Origin of the sequence: Halopseudomonas salina (genome assembly GCF_014637955.1) — a bacterium.
GTDB lineage: Bacteria > Pseudomonadota > Gammaproteobacteria > Pseudomonadales > Pseudomonadaceae > Halopseudomonas > Halopseudomonas salina.
The window spans coordinates 1-19,162 of the sequence record NZ_BMFF01000003.1 but is presented as its reverse complement, the minus strand read 5'-3'; the positions used below and the strand labels follow the sequence as shown (position 1 = coordinate 19,162).

Annotated in this window: 16 protein-coding genes; 6 read left to right on the top strand and 10 right to left on the bottom strand. The window is 59.8% G+C overall.

Annotated features, from left to right (window positions below):
* The first annotated feature begins 60 nt into the window (after positions 1-60).
* Positions 61-1,380, top strand: a complete 1,320-nt coding sequence (locus tag IEV54_RS07525) for a Na+/H+ antiporter family protein (RefSeq protein WP_150279393.1) — start codon at positions 61-63, stop codon at positions 1,378-1,380.
* Positions 1,381-1,578: 198 nt separating this feature from the next.
* Here IEV54_RS07525 and IEV54_RS07520 read toward each other — a convergent pair whose 3' ends face one another.
* From IEV54_RS07520 to IEV54_RS07490, 7 genes are all read right to left on the bottom strand, one after another.
* Positions 1,579-3,231: a methyl-accepting chemotaxis protein gene (locus IEV54_RS07520; RefSeq protein ID WP_150279394.1), complete on the bottom strand. Its 1,653-nt coding sequence runs from the start codon at positions 3,229-3,231 to the stop codon at positions 1,579-1,581.
* A 229-nt stretch (positions 3,232-3,460) separates the two neighbouring features.
* A complete protein-coding gene (locus IEV54_RS07515; protein WP_150279395.1) occupies positions 3,461-5,437 on the bottom strand; it encodes an acetyl/propionyl/methylcrotonyl-CoA carboxylase subunit alpha in 1,977 nt (658 codons plus the stop codon).
* Positions 5,438-5,466: 29 nt separating this feature from the next.
* On the bottom strand, positions 5,467-6,261 hold the full coding sequence (locus IEV54_RS07510) for an enoyl-CoA hydratase/isomerase family protein (protein WP_150279396.1): 795 nt from the start codon (positions 6,259-6,261) through the stop codon (positions 5,467-5,469).
* 3 nt (positions 6,262-6,264) lie between these two features.
* Positions 6,265-7,425, bottom strand: a complete 1,161-nt coding sequence (gene atuD, locus IEV54_RS07505; protein ID WP_150279397.1) for a citronellyl-CoA dehydrogenase — start codon at positions 7,423-7,425, stop codon at positions 6,265-6,267.
* Positions 7,426-7,439: 14 nt separating this feature from the next.
* On the bottom strand, positions 7,440-9,056 hold the full coding sequence (gene atuC, locus IEV54_RS07500; protein ID WP_150279398.1) for a geranyl-CoA carboxylase subunit beta: 1,617 nt from the start codon (positions 9,054-9,056) through the stop codon (positions 7,440-7,442).
* Between the two features lie 2 nt (positions 9,057-9,058).
* Complete coding sequence (locus tag IEV54_RS07495; RefSeq protein WP_150279399.1) at positions 9,059-9,928, bottom strand: SDR family oxidoreductase; 870 nt, start codon at positions 9,926-9,928, stop codon at positions 9,059-9,061.
* Positions 9,925-11,781, bottom strand: a complete 1,857-nt coding sequence (locus tag IEV54_RS07490; RefSeq protein WP_150279400.1) for an acyclic terpene utilization AtuA family protein — start codon at positions 11,779-11,781, stop codon at positions 9,925-9,927. The genes IEV54_RS07495 and IEV54_RS07490 overlap by 4 nt, the downstream gene beginning before the upstream one ends.
* Positions 11,782-11,927: 146 nt before the next feature.
* On the opposite strand from IEV54_RS07490, the gene IEV54_RS07485 reads away from it, so the two are divergent.
* The 3 genes from IEV54_RS07485 to rloA3 all read left to right on the top strand — a co-directional run bounded on the left by IEV54_RS07485 (position 11,928) and on the right by rloA3 (position 14,241).
* The gene (locus IEV54_RS07485; RefSeq protein ID WP_150279401.1) at positions 11,928-12,557 is read left to right on the top strand and encodes a TetR/AcrR family transcriptional regulator; all 630 of its coding nucleotides are present in this window, start codon (positions 11,928-11,930) and stop codon (positions 12,555-12,557) included.
* Between the two features lie 62 nt (positions 12,558-12,619).
* Entirely contained in the window at positions 12,620-13,426 is an 807-nt protein-coding gene (locus IEV54_RS07480; protein WP_188434360.1) for a substrate-binding periplasmic protein, read from the top strand.
* Between the two features lie 143 nt (positions 13,427-13,569).
* Positions 13,570-14,241: a retropepsin-like aspartic peptidase RloA3 gene (rloA3, locus tag IEV54_RS07475; RefSeq protein WP_150279403.1), complete on the top strand. Its 672-nt coding sequence runs from the start codon at positions 13,570-13,572 to the stop codon at positions 14,239-14,241.
* A gap of 25 nt (positions 14,242-14,266) precedes the next feature.
* Here rloA3 and IEV54_RS07470 read toward each other — a convergent pair whose 3' ends face one another.
* Entirely contained in the window at positions 14,267-14,797 is a 531-nt protein-coding gene (locus IEV54_RS07470) for a DUF2058 domain-containing protein (protein ID WP_150279404.1), read from the bottom strand.
* Positions 14,798-14,846: 49 nt separating this feature from the next.
* Entirely contained in the window at positions 14,847-15,023 is a 177-nt protein-coding gene (locus tag IEV54_RS07465; RefSeq protein ID WP_150279405.1) for a DUF2897 family protein, read from the bottom strand.
* A 67-nt stretch (positions 15,024-15,090) separates the two neighbouring features.
* On the opposite strand from IEV54_RS07465, the gene dsdA reads away from it, so the two are divergent.
* A complete protein-coding gene (gene dsdA / locus IEV54_RS07460) occupies positions 15,091-16,347 on the top strand; it encodes a D-serine ammonia-lyase (RefSeq protein ID WP_150279406.1) in 1,257 nt (418 codons plus the stop codon).
* 15 nt (positions 16,348-16,362) lie between these two features.
* On the opposite strand, the gene IEV54_RS07455 is transcribed toward dsdA, so the two are convergent.
* Complete coding sequence (locus tag IEV54_RS07455) at positions 16,363-18,060, bottom strand: L,D-transpeptidase family protein (RefSeq protein ID WP_150279407.1); 1,698 nt, start codon at positions 18,058-18,060, stop codon at positions 16,363-16,365.
* 171 nt (positions 18,061-18,231) lie between these two features.
* Here IEV54_RS07455 and IEV54_RS07450 point away from each other — a divergent pair, with 171 nt between their 5' ends.
* A complete protein-coding gene (locus IEV54_RS07450) occupies positions 18,232-18,954 on the top strand; it encodes a murein L,D-transpeptidase catalytic domain family protein (RefSeq protein ID WP_150279408.1) in 723 nt (240 codons plus the stop codon).
* Positions 18,955-19,162: the final 208 nt, after the last annotated feature.

Genomic DNA, 19,162 nt, shown 5'->3' with positions numbered 1-19,162 from the left:
GCCTTTGGCAGGCCGGTCTGGCTTGTTTGACACCTTTTGGTTCGACTGGGGAGTTTGACAATGAATGCAGTAGTGGCCGCTGTGGCGGTGATGCTGATCCTGAGCTTGTGCCGTGTACACGTGGTGGTGGCGCTGATTATCGGGGCTGTGGTGGGTGGTCTGCTTGGTGGTTTGGGTCTGGAGGCGACTCTGGATGCATTTCAGGGTGGGCTGGGCAAGGGCGCGAATGTTGCCCTGAGCTATGCCTTGCTGGGTGCCTTCGCCGTGGCGATCGCCAAGTCGGGTCTGGCCCATGCGCTTGCGGATCGGGCGCTGGGGCTGGTCAACAGCCGGCGTGAGGGTGGCACGGGGATGCTGACAATGATGTTGTTGCTGGTGTTGTTGGCCGTGGCCATCTCGTCACAAAACATACTGCCCATACACATCGCCTTTATTCCGCTACTGGTGCCGCCACTACTGTATGTGATGGCGAAGCTGCGGTTGGATCGCCGTCTGGTGGCCTGCGTACTGACCTTCGGTCTGATCACGCCCTACATGTTTTTACCGGTCGGTTTTGGCGGCATTTTCCTCAATGACATTCTGCTGGCCAATGTGGCTGAAAGTGGTGGCGACGTCGAGGGCGTCAATGTCATGAAGGCCATGGCTCTGCCGGCCCTGGGTATGCTGTTGGGCCTGCTGTTTGCGATCTTCGTCAGTTACCGTGCCCCGCGCGATTACGACGTGGAGGAGGTCGCAGCAGTTGAGCGTCTGGAGAAGGGGTATAACGGGCGGTCGCTGCTGGTCGCCCTGGCCGCTGTAGTCGCGGCCTTCGTGGTGCAGCTGTGGCTGGACTCGATGATCATTGGTGCGCTGACCGGTTTCGTGATTTTCTCGCTTTCGGGTGTGGTGCGCTGGCGGGAAGCGGACGACGTATTCACCGAAGGCATGAAGATGATGGCGATGATCGGCTTTATCATGATCGCCGCCGCCGGCTTTGCCGAAGTGATGCGCGCAACAGGCTCGATTCAGACCCTGGTCGACAGTTCGGCGGGAATGATCGGTGACAACCGTGCCCTGGCTGCGTTATTGATGTTGCTGGTTGGGCTGCTGATCACCATGGGTATTGGCTCGTCGTTCTCGACTATTCCGATCATTGCTGCCATCTACGTACCCCTGGCACTGCAACTGGGTTTCAGCCCGCTGGCAATCGTTGCGCTGGTAGGCACCGCTGCCGCATTGGGCGATGCCGGCTCACCAGCCTCGGATTCCACCCTGGGTCCCACCGCAGGCCTCAACGTGGACGGCCAACACAACCATATCTGGGATACGGTGGTCCCGACCTTCCTCCACTACAACCTGCCGCTGATCGCCTTTGGGTGGTTGGGGGTGATGGTTTTGTAGACACGTAGCTGCAAGCCGCAAGCTACAAGCTACAAGCTACAAGCTAAACCCTACTTGGAATGGAGTCTCTGTACTGACGACTGCGTCTCAGAAAGACGCAGTCCGTACAGTACGCATGGACAGCTTGCCGCTTGTAGCTTGTAGCTTGAGGCTGCCCTTTTCAGCTTGTAGCTTGCAGCTTGAGGCTTGCCGCTGCCCTTATACCCTAAAGCGCGCTACCAGTCCGTCGATCTGTTTGCCAAGTTGAGTGAGGTGTTCGCTGGCTTGGGCGGTTTGTTGGGCGCCGTCGGTGGTTTCGCGGGCCAGTTCCGCGGCTTCGGTGACGCTGCGGTTGACGTCTTCCACGACTGTGGATTGCTGAGTGGTGGCGCTGGCGATGGAGGCGTTCAGGGCTACCATTTGCTGCATCGACTCGGTGATCTGGTCAAGGGCTGCGCCTGCGGCTGTGGCCTGCTGCACGCTGAGCTCCGAGTAGCGGTCACTCTCGTTGATCACCTCCACCACGGTCTGAGTGTTGGTCTGCAGCTTGTTGATCATATTGTGAATTTCTTCGGTGGACTTCTGGGTGCGTTGCGCCAGATTACGCACCTCGTCGGCTACCACGGCAAAACCGCGGCCCATTTCCCCGGCGCGGGCTGCCTCGATTGCGGCGTTCAGGGCCAGCAGATTGGTCTGCTCGGCGATATTGCGTATCACATCGAGTACCGAGGTGATTTCATGGGCATCGCTGGAGAGGCTTTCCATGTGCGTGACGGCGGTCTTTACGCTGTCTGACAGGTGGGTGATCTGCTCGATGGTCCTGGTGACCTGAACACGGCCATTGTTGGCGCCCTCGTTGGCGTTTTCGACTTCCTGGGCTGCCGCGTTGGCGTTTTGCGCCACGTCCTGCACGCCGTAGGTAATCTCATTGACCGCTGTGGCCATCAATTCCATTTTCTCGGATTGTTGAGTCATGCCGCGCAGGCTGTTGTTGCTTATCTGGCTCAGCTGTTGGCCAGCGCTGGTCAACTGGTTGGCGCTGTCACCCAGCTGGTGAACTATGCCGCGCAGGTTTGCGGTGAAGTTGTTGAAGTGGCTGGCGATCAGAGACAGCTCGTCCTGGGCGTTGTCGTCCAGCTTGCGCGTCAGGTCGGCTTCGCCGCTGGCGATATCGCGCATGGCTTCAACCACACTGTTCAAAGGTCGGGAAATGCTGCGGCCGATGATATACAGAATGAGGACCATGAGCAGGGTGAGGAGGGTCACGAAGATCATTACCTTGACGGCCTCGGCGATGAACTTGGCTTCCATGTCGGCAATAAAGATGCCTGTGCCGATCATGTAATCCCAGGGCTCGAAGTGCGTGAAGGCGGCGATTTTCTGGTGCGCTTCACCTTCACCCGGGTTCTGTCCAGGGCGTGACCAGCTATATTCGATAAAGGCGGTACCCTGGTCGCGCGCCAGTTTGACCATTTCGGTAATGACGTTGGGGCGGCCGTCGCTATTGGTAATGGTGGTCAGGTCTACACCCTCGGTCTGGGGCGCCATGGGGTGCATGACCATGACGTTGTCCATGTCGTTGACCCAGAAGTACTCGGTGCCGCCGCCGTAGCGCATGGTACGCAGTGCTTCGAGTGCAGCGGTACGGGCCTGCTCGCCGGTAAGTTCGCCGGAGACTTCGCGGGAGTGGTAGTAGCCCATCAGGGTATGGGCAGACTCGACCAGGTGGGTTGCCTTGGTAACTTCGGCCTGTTTGTACTCCGACCGCAGAGTGGCCAGAGCGGCCACAGCGAGTACCGTCATGCTGACCAGTGCGACTATCAGGATTAACCAGATACGCTGGCTGATTTTTATTTTGCGCAATACGTTCATCTACAACCTCTCCCCCGGGACCGTTACCAGCCAGGCGCACAATGGCATCTGGTGGCCAGACACATCTTTTTATTTTATCGACCAACGCCCAGAAAACCTGAGTGTTATTTTGTTGGCAGTCATGATGTCAATTTGACGTTATTCGCCGTCAGATACAATAGCGCTACAGGTAAATAACCCGTTCATATCAACATGTATTGGCAAAACCCCAGTGGTGGTTTGTGGCCGCTCAGTTGAACTCGACCAACAGTTGCCGCGCTTTAACCTGCTGGCCTTCGCTGGCGAGTAGCTGGCTTATGGTGCCGTTTATCTGGGCCTTGAGTGTGTGCTCCATTTTCATTGCTTCCATGCGCAGCAAAGCCTGGCCCTTGCTGACCTGTTCGCCCACCTTTGCCATGACTTCGGTAACGGCCCCATCCATGGGTGCCAGCAGCCGGTTTGATGTGACGTCGGCAGCAGCTGCCGGTGGCCGGTGGGATACATCCTCTAACTGCAGATTGCCCTGCTCACAGTAAAGGGCTATCCGCTTACCGTTGATCAGGCAGGGGCGGCGATAACGAATGCCATCCAATTCGCACACCATGACCGAACCTGTCTGCTCGATTATCCGCAGATGCAGGCAGCGGCCTGAGACGCTGATATTCAGGCTGCCGGCAACCTCGCCTGAGCAGGTGGATATCTGAACGGCATGTACCTCGCCGTCATTGAGCAGCAGGAAACGGCTGGGGATGGGTGCGGTGTTACTCCAGCCCTGTAATGCGGGCGGCAGCTTGCAGCGCCTGGCAGAGGCCTGATAAAGAAGCGCTGCCGCCATCGCCAGATCCTCGGCGGCCACGGGCTGGGGCGTCAGGCTGGGATCGCTGTGAAATTGCTCGGTTATGAAAGCGGTGCTGGTGTGACCCGCCGCAAATTGCGGGTGGGCCAGCAGATTGATCAGAAACCGCTGATTGGCATTCACGCCCAGCAGCACCGAGTGTTCCAGTGCGTTGATCAGGCGAGTGCGCGCTTGTTCGCGGGTAGTGCCATGGGCAATGATCTTGGCCAGCATGGGGTCGTAAAAAGCGGTTATTGCCTGACCCTCGCGCAGACCGTGGTCGATGCGTACTCCTTCGATATTCGCTGGCTGCCAGAGGTCGACGCGTCCGGTCTGGGGCACGAAATCCCGGCGGCTGTCTTCGGCGTACAGGCGTACCTCGATGGCGTGGCCCTGCAGTGCTATCTGCTCCTGGCGCAGAGGGAGCGGCAGGCCTGAGGCGACCTCGAGTTGCCAGGCTACCAGATCCAGCCCGGTGACCAGTTCAGTGACTGGGTGCTCGACCTGCAGGCGCGTGTTCATTTCCAGAAAGTAGTAGTTGCCGTCGGCATCCAGCATGAACTCCACGGTGCCTGCGCCACTGTAGTTGACACTGGCGGCGGCCTTGACCGCTTCTGCGCCCATTGCGGCGCGCAGTTCGGGCGTCACGACCGGGCAGGGTGCTTCCTCGATAACCTTCTGATGGCGGCGCTGCACCGAGCAGTCCCGCTCGCCCAGGTGCACGAGGTTGCCGTGGTTGTCACCGAAGATCTGGATTTCCACGTGCCTTGGGCGGATTAACGCCCGTTCCAGTATCAGCTCGGCGCTGCCGAAAGCGCTTTGGGCTTCTGCCCGCGCGCTGCGTAGCTGGCCAGACAGTTGCGCCGGGTCCTGCACCAGGCGCATGCCGCGCCCACCCCCGCCGGCACTGGCCTTGATCATCAGGGGAAAGCCGATTGCCGCAGCTTCCCGCGTCAGGGTTGCATCATCCTGGGCACTGCCCTGATAACCGGGAATGCAGGGTACGCCAGCTTCGAGCATGGCCAGCTTGGATTGGCGTTTGCTGCCCATCAGGCGGATGGCCTCGGGGGACGGGCCGATAAAGATCAGCCCGGCATCCATGCAGGCCTGGGCGAAATCGGCGTTCTCTGACAGGAATCCGTAGCCTGGGTGAATAGCTTCAGCGCCGCTGCGCTGCGCCGCTTCAATGATTGCCGGTATGTTCAGGTACGACTGCGCCGCCGGTGCCGGCCCTATGCAGACGGCCTGGTCGGCGATCTGCACATGGCGGCTGTCGGCGTCGGCCTGAGAATAGACCGCCACGGTGCGGTAACCCAGGGCGCTGGCTGTGCGCATGATGCGGCAGGCAATTTCACCTCGGTTGGCGATCAGCAAGGTTGTAATGCGTGGCATGGGTGTAGGTCCTTTTAGGGGGCAGCTGGTTATGGAGCCCAGCCCGGTTTGCGTTTCTGTACAAACGCCAGCGTGCCTTCCGCTGCTTCCTTGCCGGTTACCGCTTCGGCAAACAGGTCGGCGGCCTGATCCAGGACGTCTTCGAGGGGCTGCTCACTGCTGGCCAGAAGCAGTGCCTTGGTGCGCCTGTTGGCTTGCGGCGCACAGCGCAGAACCTGCCCGATGCTGGAGGCCAGCCTCTGCTCCAACGCCGGGACGTCCGGTTCGCTGAAGTGCACCAGCCCGAGGTGCAGGGCTTCGATTCCGTCAAAACGCGCTGCAGTCAGGGCCAGCCGGCGGGTATGAGTCAGTCCGATACGGCGGACCACGAAGGGGGCTATCTGGGCGGGTATGACCCCGAGACTGGTTTCCGGCAGGCCAAAGCGGCAGTTGGCCAGGCAGATGCCGATATCCGAGACCGAGGCCAGCCCCAGGCCGCCGCCGAGTACCGCACCTTCCAGCACGCTGATCAGCACCTGCGGCTGGGCTGCGGCTTCTTCAAGCAAACGGCCGAAGCTGCGATTGATACGTGCCTGGCCGGCCTGGTCGTCCCGGCGGGCAGTGGCCATGTCCTTGATGTCGCCCCCGGCGCAGAAATGCCCGCCGGCGCCACGCAGTACTATCGCGCGCAGGCTCCGATCCTTGCCTGCTGCAGCGAGGAGGGCGCGCAGCTCCTCGAGCATGATCAGATTCATGGCATTACGGCTTTCGGGCCGGTTCAGCGTGATGTGCAGTACGTCATCGTTACGCTCGAGCAGCAGGGTGGTGGCGTCTGGCAGTTTCATGGGTCAGCCCTTGCTTTTGCCGGGCAGGGTGCCCATGAGCTTGCAGATAATACCGAGCATGATTTCGTCGGCGCCGCCGCCGATAGACACCAGGCGCACGTCCCGGTAGGCGCGGGCGACGGGGTTGTCCCACATATAGCCCATGCCACCCCAGTATTGCAGACAGGCATCGGTCACTTCGCGGCCCAGGCGGCCGGCCTTGAGCTTGGCCATCGAGGCCAGTTTGGTCACATCCTTGCCCGCGACATACTGCTCGGTGGCGTTGTAAACCAATGCGCGAAGACACTCGATCTCGGTCTGCAGTTCGGCCAGGCGGAAGTGGATGACCTGATTGTTGATCAGTGGCTGGCCGAAGGTCTGGCGCTCGCGGCAGTACTCGATGGTGTTGTTCACGCAGGACTCCAGCCCCTTGAGAATGTTGGCCGCGCCGAACAGGCGTTCCTCCTGGAATTGCACCATCTGCATCATGAAACCGGCACCTTCCTGGCCAAGCAGGTTGCGCTGGGGTACGCGCACGTCATCGAAGAACACCTGGGCGGTTTCCGAGCTGCGCATGCCGAGTTTGTCCAGATGGGTACTCAGGGTGATGCCGGGCGTGTTCATTGGCACCATGATCAGCGACTTGTTGCTGTGCGGCTTGCCCTCGGAGGTATTGGCCAGCAGGCAGATAAAGTCCGCCGAAGGCGAGTTGGTGATCCACATCTTGCTGCCGTTGATCACGTAGTCATCGCCGTCCTTGCGCGCGTTGGTCTTGATGCTGGCTACATCCGAGCCGCCGCCGACTTCAGAAACGCCGATGCAGCCGACCATTTCGCCGGAAATGGCCGGACGCAGAAACTCTTCACGTAGTGAATCCGAGCCAAAGCGCGCCAGGGCAGGGGTGCACATGTCGGTCTGTACGCCGATGGCCATGGGTATGCCCCCGCAGTTGATGGTGCCGAACTCCTCTGCGGCGACCACCGAGAAGCTGTAGTCCAGACCCATGCCGCCATAGGCTTCGGGTTTGGATATGCCCAGCAGGCCCAGGTCACCGGCCTTGCGGAAGATGTCGTGAATCGGAAAATGCCCGGCTTCCTCCCACTCATCCACATTGGGATTGATTTCCTTGTCGATGAATTGGCGGACGGTGCGGCGCAGCGCTTCGTGTTCCTGGGTCAGCAACATGTCTGTTTCTCCGTTTACAGGCGGGCTACGCCAAAGGTATTGGGGTTCAGTGGCCGCAGCTCGGCATCAAGGCAGATGTCCAGCAACAGGCCGAGCAGGCGGCGGGTATCGCGGGGATCGATCAGGCCGTCATCCCACAGGCTGGCTGTGCCGTAGAGGGCCGTGGACTGACTGTCGAGTTTTTGTGTTGTGGCCTGCTCGAGCATGTCGAGCATTTGCGGGTCGGCGGTCTTGCCTTCCCGGGCGTGCTTGGCTTCGGTGACAATGCGCAGCACCTTGCCAGCCTGGGCCCCGCCCATCACGGCGGTACGGCTATTGGGCCAGGCGAAGATGAAACGCGGGTCCAGGCCGCGGCCGCACATCGCGTAGTTGCCGGCACCGTAGGAGCCGCCGACTACCAGGGTGAGCTTGGGCACACGGGCATTGGCTACCGCCTGGATCATCTTGGAGCCATGCTTGATCACGCCTTGCTGCTCGGCCTCGGTGCCGACCATGAATCCGGTGGTGTTGTGCAGAAACAGCAGGGGTGTGTTGCTCTGATCGCATAGCTGGATGAACTGCGCAGCCTTGGCGGCGCCCTGGGGGGTGATCGGGCCGTTGTTGCCGATCAGGCCGCAGCGCCGGCCGTGAATGCTCAGGTGGCCGCAGACGGTCTGTTGATCGTATGCCTGCTTGAAGTCCAGAAAGCGCGAGCCGTCGGCGATGCGGGCGATGATTTCATGCACGTCGTAGGGTGTTTTCGGATCAGCCGGGACAATACCAAGCAGCTCTTCGATGGGGTAGAGCGGGTCGTCCCATTCAGGTGCGGTTGTTACCGGTAAGCGGTCATTCCAGGGCAGGCTGGCGACGATGTCGCGGGCCTGTCGTACGGCATCGGCATCATCCTCGGCAAGGTATTCGGCGGTGCCGGCCGTTTGCGCATGCATTTCGGCGCCGCCCAGTTCTTCCTCGGTGGCAATTTCGCCAGTAGCGGCCTTGAGCAGGGGCGGGCCGGCGAGGAACATCTTGGCCTTGCCGCGCACTACCACAACATAATCCGACAGGCCGGGCTGATAGGCGCCCCCTGCGGTACTGGAGCCATGCACCACGGTAATCTGCGGAATACCCGCGGCCGAGAGCCGGGCCTGGTTGGCAAAGGTGCGCGCCCCTTCGATGAATATGTCGGCAGCGTAGGCAAGGTTGGCGCCGCCACTTTCCGCCAGGGTGATGACCGGCAGCTTGTTCTCGGCGGCAATCTGCTGCAGACGCAGGGATTTTTTCAGGCCGCTGGGCGAAATGGTACCGCCCTTGATCGCGCTGTTGTTGGCGATGACCAGGCAGCGCACGCTGCTGACATAGCCGATGCCGGCGATCAGGCCGCCACCGGCCTGGGTGCCGTCCTTGTCGTCATGCAGCTTGTAGCCGGCCAGCGGGCACAGCTCCAGGAACGGGGCTCCAGCATCCAGCAGCAGACCGAGTCGTTCGCGGGGCAGGAGCTGGCCACGCTTTTCGAATCTGGCCTTGGCTTCGGCTGCCTTGGCGAGGACGCCGCGCTCGACCGACCGGAAGCTTTCGATTGCTCTCAGCATTGCCTCGCGGTTGGCTGCGAAGTCGTCATCACTGGGGTTGAGCAGGGATTCGATGGCAGCCATGGTCAGTCCTTCGCCTTGAGAATCTCGGGCGTCACCGCGCGGTGAAACCCCTCGAAGGCGGCGTTGTTTTTCGCCGGCGGCAACGGCCAGGCACCACTGCCCAGACTCGCGCCACCATCAATGCGCAAACTCGCGCCGTTGATGAACGCAGCCGCGGGGGAGAGCAGAAACACAATTGCCGCCGACACTTCCGCCTCGCTGCCCAGGCGTTTGAGCGGCACGCTGTCCTTGAGGCGGGGAATAATGGCTTGCATTGCCCCGTCATAGGTATCCATGCCGCTGGAGGCAATCCAGCCGGGGGCGACGGCGTTGACCGTGACCCCGGCGTGGGCCCATTCAAAGGCGGCGGTCTTGGTGAAGTTGTCCATGCCGGCACGGGCGGCGCCCGAGTGCCCCATGCCGGGCATGCCGCCCCACATGTCGGCCAGCATATTGACGATGCGCCCACCGGTGCGGTTCATGCTCTGGTTGAACACTTCGCGGGCCACCAGAAAGCCGCCGACCAGGTTGGTGCGTACCACGGTTTCAAAGCCCTTCTGGTTGATCCCTGCCAGGGGCGAGGGATACTGGCCGCCAGCGTTGTTGACCAGGCCGTGAATCGGTCCGCACTCAGCTATCACCTCGGCAACCATTGCCCGTACCTTGTCCTCGTCGCGGATATCACAGGTGCGCCAGATGACTTGTCCGCCGTCGGCGCTTATCTCATCTGCGGTTGCCTGCAACTTTTCCGGGTTGCGCCCAACCAGCACCACTCGGGCGCCCAGGGCTGCGAGCTCATGGGCGGTGCAGCGTCCGATGCCGCTGCCGCCACCGGTGACGATAATGGTCTGGCCGCTGAACAGGTCGGATCTGAAAATGCTGTGATAGGTCATTGATGAGTATCCAGTTTGGCGAGAATAGAGGCGGGAACCGCGACCGGCATCTGCAGCACCTGCTGGGCAAAGGCCTTGCCCTGGGGGTCGATACGCAGACTGGCCACACCGCCGCCGCCCAGGCTGTTCTCCAGCAGAAAGTTGAGGCTGTGGCTGCCCGGCAGATACCAGCGGGTGACTCTGCCCCGGTCGGCGTCCAGCACGTGGGACATCCACTGGGCTACCGCTGCTTCGCTCAGGCTGGCGGCGATCCAGGGCAGAAATTCAGGATCGCGGGCCATGACGCCGATATTGCTGTGGTTGCCCTTGTCGCCCGAACGTGCCACGGCCAGACGGATCAGCGGAACCTCAGTGTCTGTATTGCCGGAGGGCGTGGGCGCGGGCGGCTCTGTTGAGGTGTGCTTGGTCGAATGCGGGGCGTTGGCCTCCGGGTGGGAGCGACGGCCCCGTCGCGAAAGCGGACCGGGATCAGGCAGAGTTACCGGCACATTGCGGCCATCGATGTTCACCGCAAGCTCGCAAACGGTTTTTTCGACCAGAAATGAGAACAGCCGGATCATCGGATATACCGTAGGGCGTCCGCCCACAATGCCGGTAAGCCCCGGCGCCATGCCGGTGGCAGCCTGGGCTATTTCGCGGGAGAACAACACCAGTGCTTCCTTGCGGGGATGACAGACGGCGATCTTGATGACGACTTCGCGTGTGTCGGCGCGCTGGCCATGGGGCCCGTAAGTTGCCTCGCTGCCGAGGAGCTCCACGCTGGTATCGCGATAGTCTTCCCAGCCCCGCTGGGCGAACATCTCACGGGTTCTGGACACAATCGCCTGGCTGACCCGTTGGGCCTTGGCAACCGCATCAATGCCGGCCATCAGGCAACTGGCTGTGCATTTGAAGCCGTCAGGCCAGGTGGCGCTGACCTTGTACTGACTGGTGGGGGCGCTGCCCCGGGCGCCGCGGACACTGACCTGGTCAGGTGATTGCTGGTGCAGGGTGACCGCGGAGAAATCACATACGACATCCGGTAGCAGGTATTCACAGGGATTACCGATTTCGTACAGCATCTGCTCGCCTACGCTCAAAGGCGTTATAAGGCCCCCGGTACCCTCGTGTTTGGTAATGACAATACTGCCGGCGATGTCGATCTCGGCGATGGGAAAACCGATGTGTGCATAATCGGGTACGCTCTCCCAGTCGGTAAAGTTGCCGCCGGTACACTGGGCTCCGCACTCGATGAGGTGCCCTGCCAGAGCTGCCTGGGCGAGAAGGTCATAGTCATCCCAGGCCCAGCCGAATTCGTGCACCAGGGGTGCGCTGACCAGTGCACTGTCAACAATACGTCCGGTTATCACGATATCTGCGCCACCGGCCAGCGCTGCCACTATTCCCGGCGCCCCGAGATAGGCGTTGGCGGATACACAGAGCGGGGGCAGTGGCGCTCCGCTGAACATGTCCTGAACGCCTTCTTTGCCCAGCTTCCTGAGCTGTGGGCGCAGATCGTCGCCTTGCAGAACGGCGATTTGCAGATTGACCCCGGCCCGCTGACAGGCGGCCTCAAGTGCGGTTGCGCAGGCTTGCGGGTTGATACCGCCGGCATTGCTGATGACCTTGATGCCCTGATGGGCGAGCGTTGGCAGCAGCGGCTCAAGTACCTCGACGAAGTCAGTCGCGAAACCGGCATCGGGGTTTTTCATCTGCGCGCCAGCCATGATCGACATGGTGATTTCGGCCAGATAGTCGAATACCAGATAATCAAGCCGGCTTTCCGGGCTTGCCAGGTTGACCAGTTGCGCGGCTGCGCTGCTGGTGTCACCCCAGAAGGCGCTGGCGCAGCCGATACGGATGGTTTTATTCATATGCCTCTCCGTGTACGATCAGGCCACCTTACCAAGCAAGCGCTTGGTTTGAGAAGGGCTCGACAACGGGCGCCGTTTGCGGCACTGACGTTTGGCGTAAATGCCCTGTTATTTCTGAGCAATATTTCCGACCAATAAGGTTCAGTATGCCGTCTCACTCAGCATTATCCGGCGCGGACATTCGTGAGTTGATCAATGGGGGGCTTATTTCCGACCCGGCAACGCCCCGCGGAAAGCTGTTGCAGGCTGCCGCCCACCTGTTCAGCACACGCGGTTTTGATCGCACCACCGTCAGGGATCTTGCCGCCAGGGTAGGCATACAATCTGGCAGCCTTTTTCATCACTTCAGGAGTAAGGACGACATCCTGCGTGCCGTGATGGAGGAAACCATCCACTACAATCTAGCGCTGATGCGTGGGGCCTTGATGGGGCTGGAGGATCCGCGGCAGCGTTTGAAGGCCTTGATCAGGTGTGAGCTGCAGGCGGTCAATGGGGTCAGTGGGGAAGCCATGTCGGTGCTGGTGTACGAGTGGCGATCGCTGTCGAAGGATGGCCAGCAATTGATTCTGGGACTGCGGCAGGTTTACGAATCGCTTTGGCTGGAGGTTCTTGATGACGCATTTGCTGCAGGGGTTATACGGGTGCAGCCGCCCATTCTGCGCCGACTGCTGACCGGCGCCCTGTCCTGGACCATAACCTGGTACAACCCCCAGGGCGCAATGACCCTGGACGAATTGGCCGAACAGACACTAAAAATGGTAACCACGCAAGGGTAAACCTGTCTAATACAAGGTAAACTATTGTTAAGGGCCATTGGCCATCAAACGAAATAATGAATATGCGGGCATTACTCAAGGCTCTCCGTCTGTGCTGGATCATGGTGGGAACGCTCGCAGTTAGCGGGGTGGGCGTTCTAGGTGCATCCCCGGTTCAGGCCGAGCCGCGGGAAGTCCGGGTGGGCGGGTACATTTTTCCACCGTTCGCCGAACAGAGCATCGAGGGTGAGTGGTCGGGCGTGACTATCGATCTGATTGCGCAACTCAATATGGTGCAGCAGGACTATCGTTTTGCTTTTCTGCCAACCTCGGCCACTCGGCGATACCATGACTTTGATAATGAGCGCTTTGACTTGATGTTCTTTGAAAGCCCGCAGTGGGGGTGGCAAGACAGGGACGTGGTCAGTTTGCGTGGACCCGCCGTTGGCGGTGAGGTGTTTGTCGCCGCAGCCAAGCCGGGACGCGATCAGGCGTATTTTGCCGATCGCAGCGGCAAGCGTGTTGCCTTGTTCAGTGGCTATAACTATGCATTTGCAGGCTATAACCCTGATAAGGGATACCTGCGCCGCAAGCATAATGCGATCATTACATTTTCCCACGATAGCAGCCTGCAGATGCTGCTCAGGGGCAGGGTTGATCTGGCGGTTATTCCCCAGGGGTACCTGGAGCGGTATCTGGACCAAAATCAACAGTATCGGTCACAGCTGCTGATTGCTTCCGAGCCGGACCAGTACTACCGGCATATATTGATCAAGCGTGAGGCTAGCGAGCCGCCGTTGGCGTATATGGAGCAGTTGCTTGCCAGGCTTGAGGAGGAGGGCACCATGCAGATGCTGCTTTCGCGCTACGATCTGCCAGGCTCGAACTAGACCTCACGTCGGCGCACTTGAAGGTGCCTCTTGGTTTCCGATGTAGATAGGCTAGAATACGGCGCGTCTATTGGTCGTCACTCTGCGTGCTCAGGCACGCTACCTTAATTGCTGCTCTTTCCGTTCCGTTCAAAGGATCCCCAATGCTGTCAGTTTTCAAACATACCTGTCTTGCTGCGCTACTGGTTGCCTGTGTGCCTTTTTCTGGCCAGGTTCTGGCAGGCGGATTGTCCGATGATGAGAAGCAACCCCGGATTACCAAGGTCAACTCGAAAGTGGTAGTAGGCTGGATTGAAAAAGGGTTGATTCTGCCGGAACAGACAACCGTCAAGATCAAGGTTGATTCAGGCGCGCTGACTTCTTCCATGCACGCAGTCAACATTGATTTTTTCGAGCACAAGGGCAAGTCCTGGGTACGTTACGACGTGCCCGTCAAGGATGCCGATACCGGTAAGCGGGTGACGATGAAGTTCGAGCGGCCAGTGTATCGCCGCATACTGGTGCGTGGCGCAGGGGGGGAGGATCGTCGCCCAGTGGTCAAGATGAGCATGTGCATCGGCGATCAGATCTACGAGGAGCAGTTTTCATTGCGCGACCGGGGTGACATGACTTATCCGGTACTGATTGGTCGCCGCACCATCGAGCATATCGGTCTGATCGACGTTTCTCGGACTTTCATGGTCAAGCTCGACTGCCCTCTGACCGCCGAGGACGACGAGCGGGTCAAGCAGAAGCGCATGCGTGATGACGAGACCATGGTTGACGATAGCGAAATGGATAACCCCGAGCAGGTTGAGGAAGAGCACGAAGAGTAATCTTCCTCATAATGACCTGATGTGACTACCACATCAGGTCGTCGGGTACCTGGAAGGCTGCGTAGGGATCATCCTCGGCCGGTTCCTGACTTTCTACTTTGGCAATGTGCACCGGCCACTGGGGGGCACGCTCGCTGACCTTGGCCGCAACATCCACGGGTATCAATTCAAATGTCCCGGACAGGCGCACGACCCCAAGCTGGCCGCGGCTGAGTTTGCCGAACTGTTCTTCTGTCACGTAGATCTTCTTGATCTTGTTCTTGTTGGCAAACTGGTAGGGCGTCTCGCCCCCGGTGCGGTCCAGCTTGTTCTGGTCTATCAGTTGCCGGGCCTGTGCCTCGCCTTCCTTGCGCGCTGCCTCAACTTTTCGCTGCTGATTCAACTGACGGTCGCGTTCGGTCTTTTCCATGCGGGCCTTTTCAATGGCCGCCGCTGCTTCGTTAACCTTCTCAGGCTCGGTTTTGGCAGATTTCTTCTTGGCACGTTGTGCCTGCTTGAGTTTTTTCTCGTCGACCAGTCCAGACTTGAGCAGTTGGGCTTGCAGTGAATTGACCATGCTTGGGACTACCTTTGAACGGGCGGAAAATGAGCGAGATATTTTAGCGCTATTTGTTGTCTTTTTCCTGTCTTTCCTGCTCTTCAAGCTCCGCCTTTCGGGCCTTGATCAGACGCATTTTTTCTTCGCTGATGGGCATTTTGTAAGCAGTTATGTAAACTTTGTATAGTGTGCCTAGGATCGTTATCGCGGCCAAGGCTATGAAAATCCAGCCTATTGTGGGCATCAGAAGTGTCCTTGAGAGAAGGTGGGCGTGCATCCATCATGCGTAACAGATCAACACAAGGCAACCTATGCTGGCAACGGACCTAGTCACCAACCTGCAATCGCGGCTTCCCGTGCTCTGGCTCAACCCGGGCCTGCGTACCCGGGATGATCCCTTCGATCCCGAGCTGGTAGAAGATGCCCGACGCCGGATGTTGCGGGCCGGGCCGCTGCTTGCGCGGGTTATACCCGAGTTGGCAGGTACAGATGGTCTGATCGATTCGCCGTTGCTGGACGCATCCAGTCTGCGCGATTCCCTGGGCGGTCAGTCAACCTGGCTGTTCAAGGCTGATAATCGACTGCCCCTGGCAGGTTCGGTGAAGGCCCGTGGTGGTGTGCATGAGGTGCTGGAGTTTGCCGAAGCGACCGCACTCGCCCATGGGTGGCCCGGCGATGATTTTGTCGAGCTGGCTTCGCCCCGGTGGCGTGACATCTTCGCGGCCTATCGGCTGGTGGTTGGCAGTACCGGGAATCTGGCAATCAGCATCGGATTGATGTCGCGGGCGCTGGGCTTTCAGGCTCAGGTGCATATGTCCAGTGACGCGGCCGAATGGAAAAAGACCCTGTTGCGCGATCAGGGTGTGGAGGTTATCGAACACGAGGGTGATTATGCCACGGCGGTGGCCGCAGGCAGAGCCAGCGCACAAGGGGATCTCCAGGCCCATTTTGTCGACGATGAGCAGTCGGTATCGCTTTTTTGTGGCTATGCAACTGCTGCACAAAGGCTAGCGGAGCAGTTGCAGGAGGCTGGTGTTGAGGTCTCCCAAGAGCGACCCCTTATGGTCTACCTGCCATGCGGCGTGGGTGGCGCTCCGGGCGGTATCACTTACGGTCTCAAGCAGGTGTTCGGTGATGCGGTGCATTGCTGGTTTGCCGAGCCGTTGGCCTCGCCAAGCGTGCTGCTGCAGATGGCATCGGGCGTGGGCAACAAATTCTCGGTCTACGATCTGGGGCTGGACAACAAGACCTTTGCCGACGGTCTGGCAGTGGGGCAGGCGTCGATGCTCGCGGTGACCTGCATGCAGGATCGTCTTGCCGGCGTATTTACCGTAGGCGATTCAGCCCTGATCTATTACCTCAGGGCTGCCTGGGAAATGCTCGGCGAAAAGATCGAACCCTCGGCTGCCGCCAGTTTTGCCGGGCCAGGCTGGCTCAATGGTTCTGCCACTGGGGTGGCCTGGTGCGACCGTCATCAGGTTGATCCGAATACCGCGACGCATCTGCTCTGGAGTACCGGCGGCAATCTGGTGCCCAAAGAGCAGTTTGAACGTTGGCTCGCCAGCTGAGCCGTCATGGCTGCGCTAGCCTCTGGCAAGGGCTGTTATGAGAGCGAGATCCTTGCCATAGGGATCCGGGCTCAGCAGTAGCCGTCCGTCCTGGTCTGCCTCGGCTGTCCAATAACTCAACACGACCTGAGGCCCGTTGTCGATTCCTACCTGATGGGTCTTGCTACTCGCTTGCAGGCGTCCGACCTGGGCGCGTCTGCTGTCGCTAAGGCGCCTGAAAAGCATGTCTGCCAGGGCGTCGGCGCCTTCCACACGTACGCATCCCGAGCTGAGGTTGCGCTGCACGCGGGAGAACAGGTGCCGGTTCGGTGTGTCGTGCAGATAGATGGCATGGGGGTTGTCAAAGCGAAATACGACCTGTCCCAGGGGGTTGTCCGGGCCTGGTGGCTGGCGCAGCATGAGGCCGCGAGGGTCGTACCAGTCGATGCTTTGCGGGTCCAGACGATTGCCCTGATAGTCGATCACAATCAGGTTCTTGCGCTCGAGATAGCCGAGATCCTTGCGGATTTCCGGGATCATGTCCTGCTTGCGGATTGTCGGTGGTACCGTCCAGTCGGGGTTCAAGGTGATGCGATTCACCTGGGAAACCATGGACGGTGTCTCGCGGCCAGGTCGTCCGGTGATGACCGTGGTCTGCCATGAAACCTTGCCCTGCTGGTAGTGACGAAGCTCGTTGCGCGCGCTATTGACCAGTAATACGTCATCCTGCAGGAGGGCGTTGATCCATCGCAGGCGCTCCAGATTGATTCTGGCAATATCCAGGCGCTCGCGGGTTGTCATGTTCAGGGCGGTGAGGGTGTTGGGCCCCAGTACGCCGTCTGCCTTGAGACCGTGATCGCTCTGAAAATGCTTCAGCGCCTGTTCCAGCGCTGTGTTTAGCGTCTGATCAGCGGTTGCTGGCTGGTTCTGCTGTGTTTCCGGCCCGGTATCGCCCAGTGGCGTCGGGTCGACTGGTTCAGGCTCCTCCAGGTAATCAGCAGCTCTCAGGCGTTCTGCCAGCAAGGGTACACGCGGATCCTGTCCGCCGGGTCTTATCAGTTCGCCGGTGGGTATTCTGGCGTATTCGGGACTTTCGTCACGCAGCCGGATATAGGCGCTGCGCAGGTTTAGGTACAGATCAAGATCGGGACGGGCCTGATCAAAGGCTGCCGTGACGTCGGACAGACCATCGCGAGTCCAGCGGATAATGGCAGGTGTTTCCTCTTCGATATTCGTCCGTCGCCACATCGGTTCGTGTGTCTGTTGGTCAAGGCGACCGGTGCCAAGGTGTTCGAGGGCCAGCAGATATTCACTGCTCAGGCGTAATTCCGCACAGGTGTCCAGTGGGCTGGTGACCTGGCGATGGAAGGGATAGTCGTCGGCCGTCAGACCGTCATCGGCGAGCTTTTCCAGCTCTTGATGCAGTATTGCGAGCTGGCTTTGATCCTCCCACAGGGGAGCAAAATCGTTGTGCTGATACAGATGCGCGAGTCCGGTGGCGATGTCCGCGGTGCGCAGGTGCGCGAGATGTGGGCAGGTGTCAGACAATGCCCGGGCCGGTGGCTGCACTTCAGGTTCGGCGGGGTGCGCAGCAGGGTTGTCGACGGAGTTGCCGCTTTGCTCAATGCTGATATGTCGGCTTAACAATCGGGCTATGTCGTCCTGGCTTGCCGCTACAGCCGAGGTTGCCGGACCCAAAGAAGCGACGAACAGTACTGTACAAATCTTGAGCAAAAGGTACCCTCCTGATAGCTGACCGGGAAACAGGTCATGAGAAGGTGGATGTGCACACGTTGCTCATAACGTCCATTTCTACAGACTAACAGACCATGGACAGGGTCAATTGTTCTGTTTTTTGAATTTTTTGCCGACTCGCGTCCCCAGCGGGTCGAGGGGGAACAACTGATGCTTACCACATTGCGCCGTGCTGGCGCCCTGGCAGCTATATGCCTGATTATCGGTTCGGGCTCTGCTCAGGCAATGCCCAGCTCAGCCGCTACTGCCGCGCCACTTGCCGCCCAGTTGGCCAAGGTCGCGCCGGACCTGAATGCCGCTGTACTGAAAAAAGCCGTTTCAGCCATGCAATGTGCTGTGGCCAGTGGTGCTGATCCAGCCGCTCGCCTGGCTGTAATCGATTTTTCACTACCTTCTGCGCAGCAACGACTGTGGATCTTTGATCTGCAACGCAAGAGTCTGCTGTTGCAGGATCTGGTCGCCCACGGTTCCGGTTCGGGCGATAACTATGCTGCTGCATTCTCGAATATCGAGGGCAGCCATCAGTCGAGTATTGGCCTGTTCCGCACGTCGGAAAGCTATACTGGGCGCCACGGTTATTCCCTGCGCATGGATGGCCTGGAGGCGGGCATCAATGACCTGGCGCGGCAGCGTGCCATCGTGATCCATCCGGCCGATTATGTGGATCCGGCCTGGGTAGAGCGCTATGGCCGGATCGGGCGCAGCCAGGGCTGCCCCGCAGTGCGGCCTGAGGTGTCACAGATGGTGGTGGATAACCTCAAGGGCGGCCAGTTCATGTTTTCCTATTATCCGGACGAGCATTGGTTGGCGACCTCGGAATTCCTCAATTGCCCACAGCGCGGCACGCGTTTGGTTGCAGCCAGAAGCGAGTAACCATCCCGGGGGCCATCTCCGGGAGGGCTGAGTTCCATCTCGGCTGATGTTCTGGGAGTTGTCGAGTTCCACCTCGGCTGTGGGTGTTTCTGGCTGGCACTTTGTCGAGGTGGAACTCGACGTTCCCAGGGGTGCGCGTCCGGGAGTTGCCGAGTTCCATCTCGGCTGTGGGTGTTTCTGGCTGGCACTTTGTCGAGGTGGAACTCGA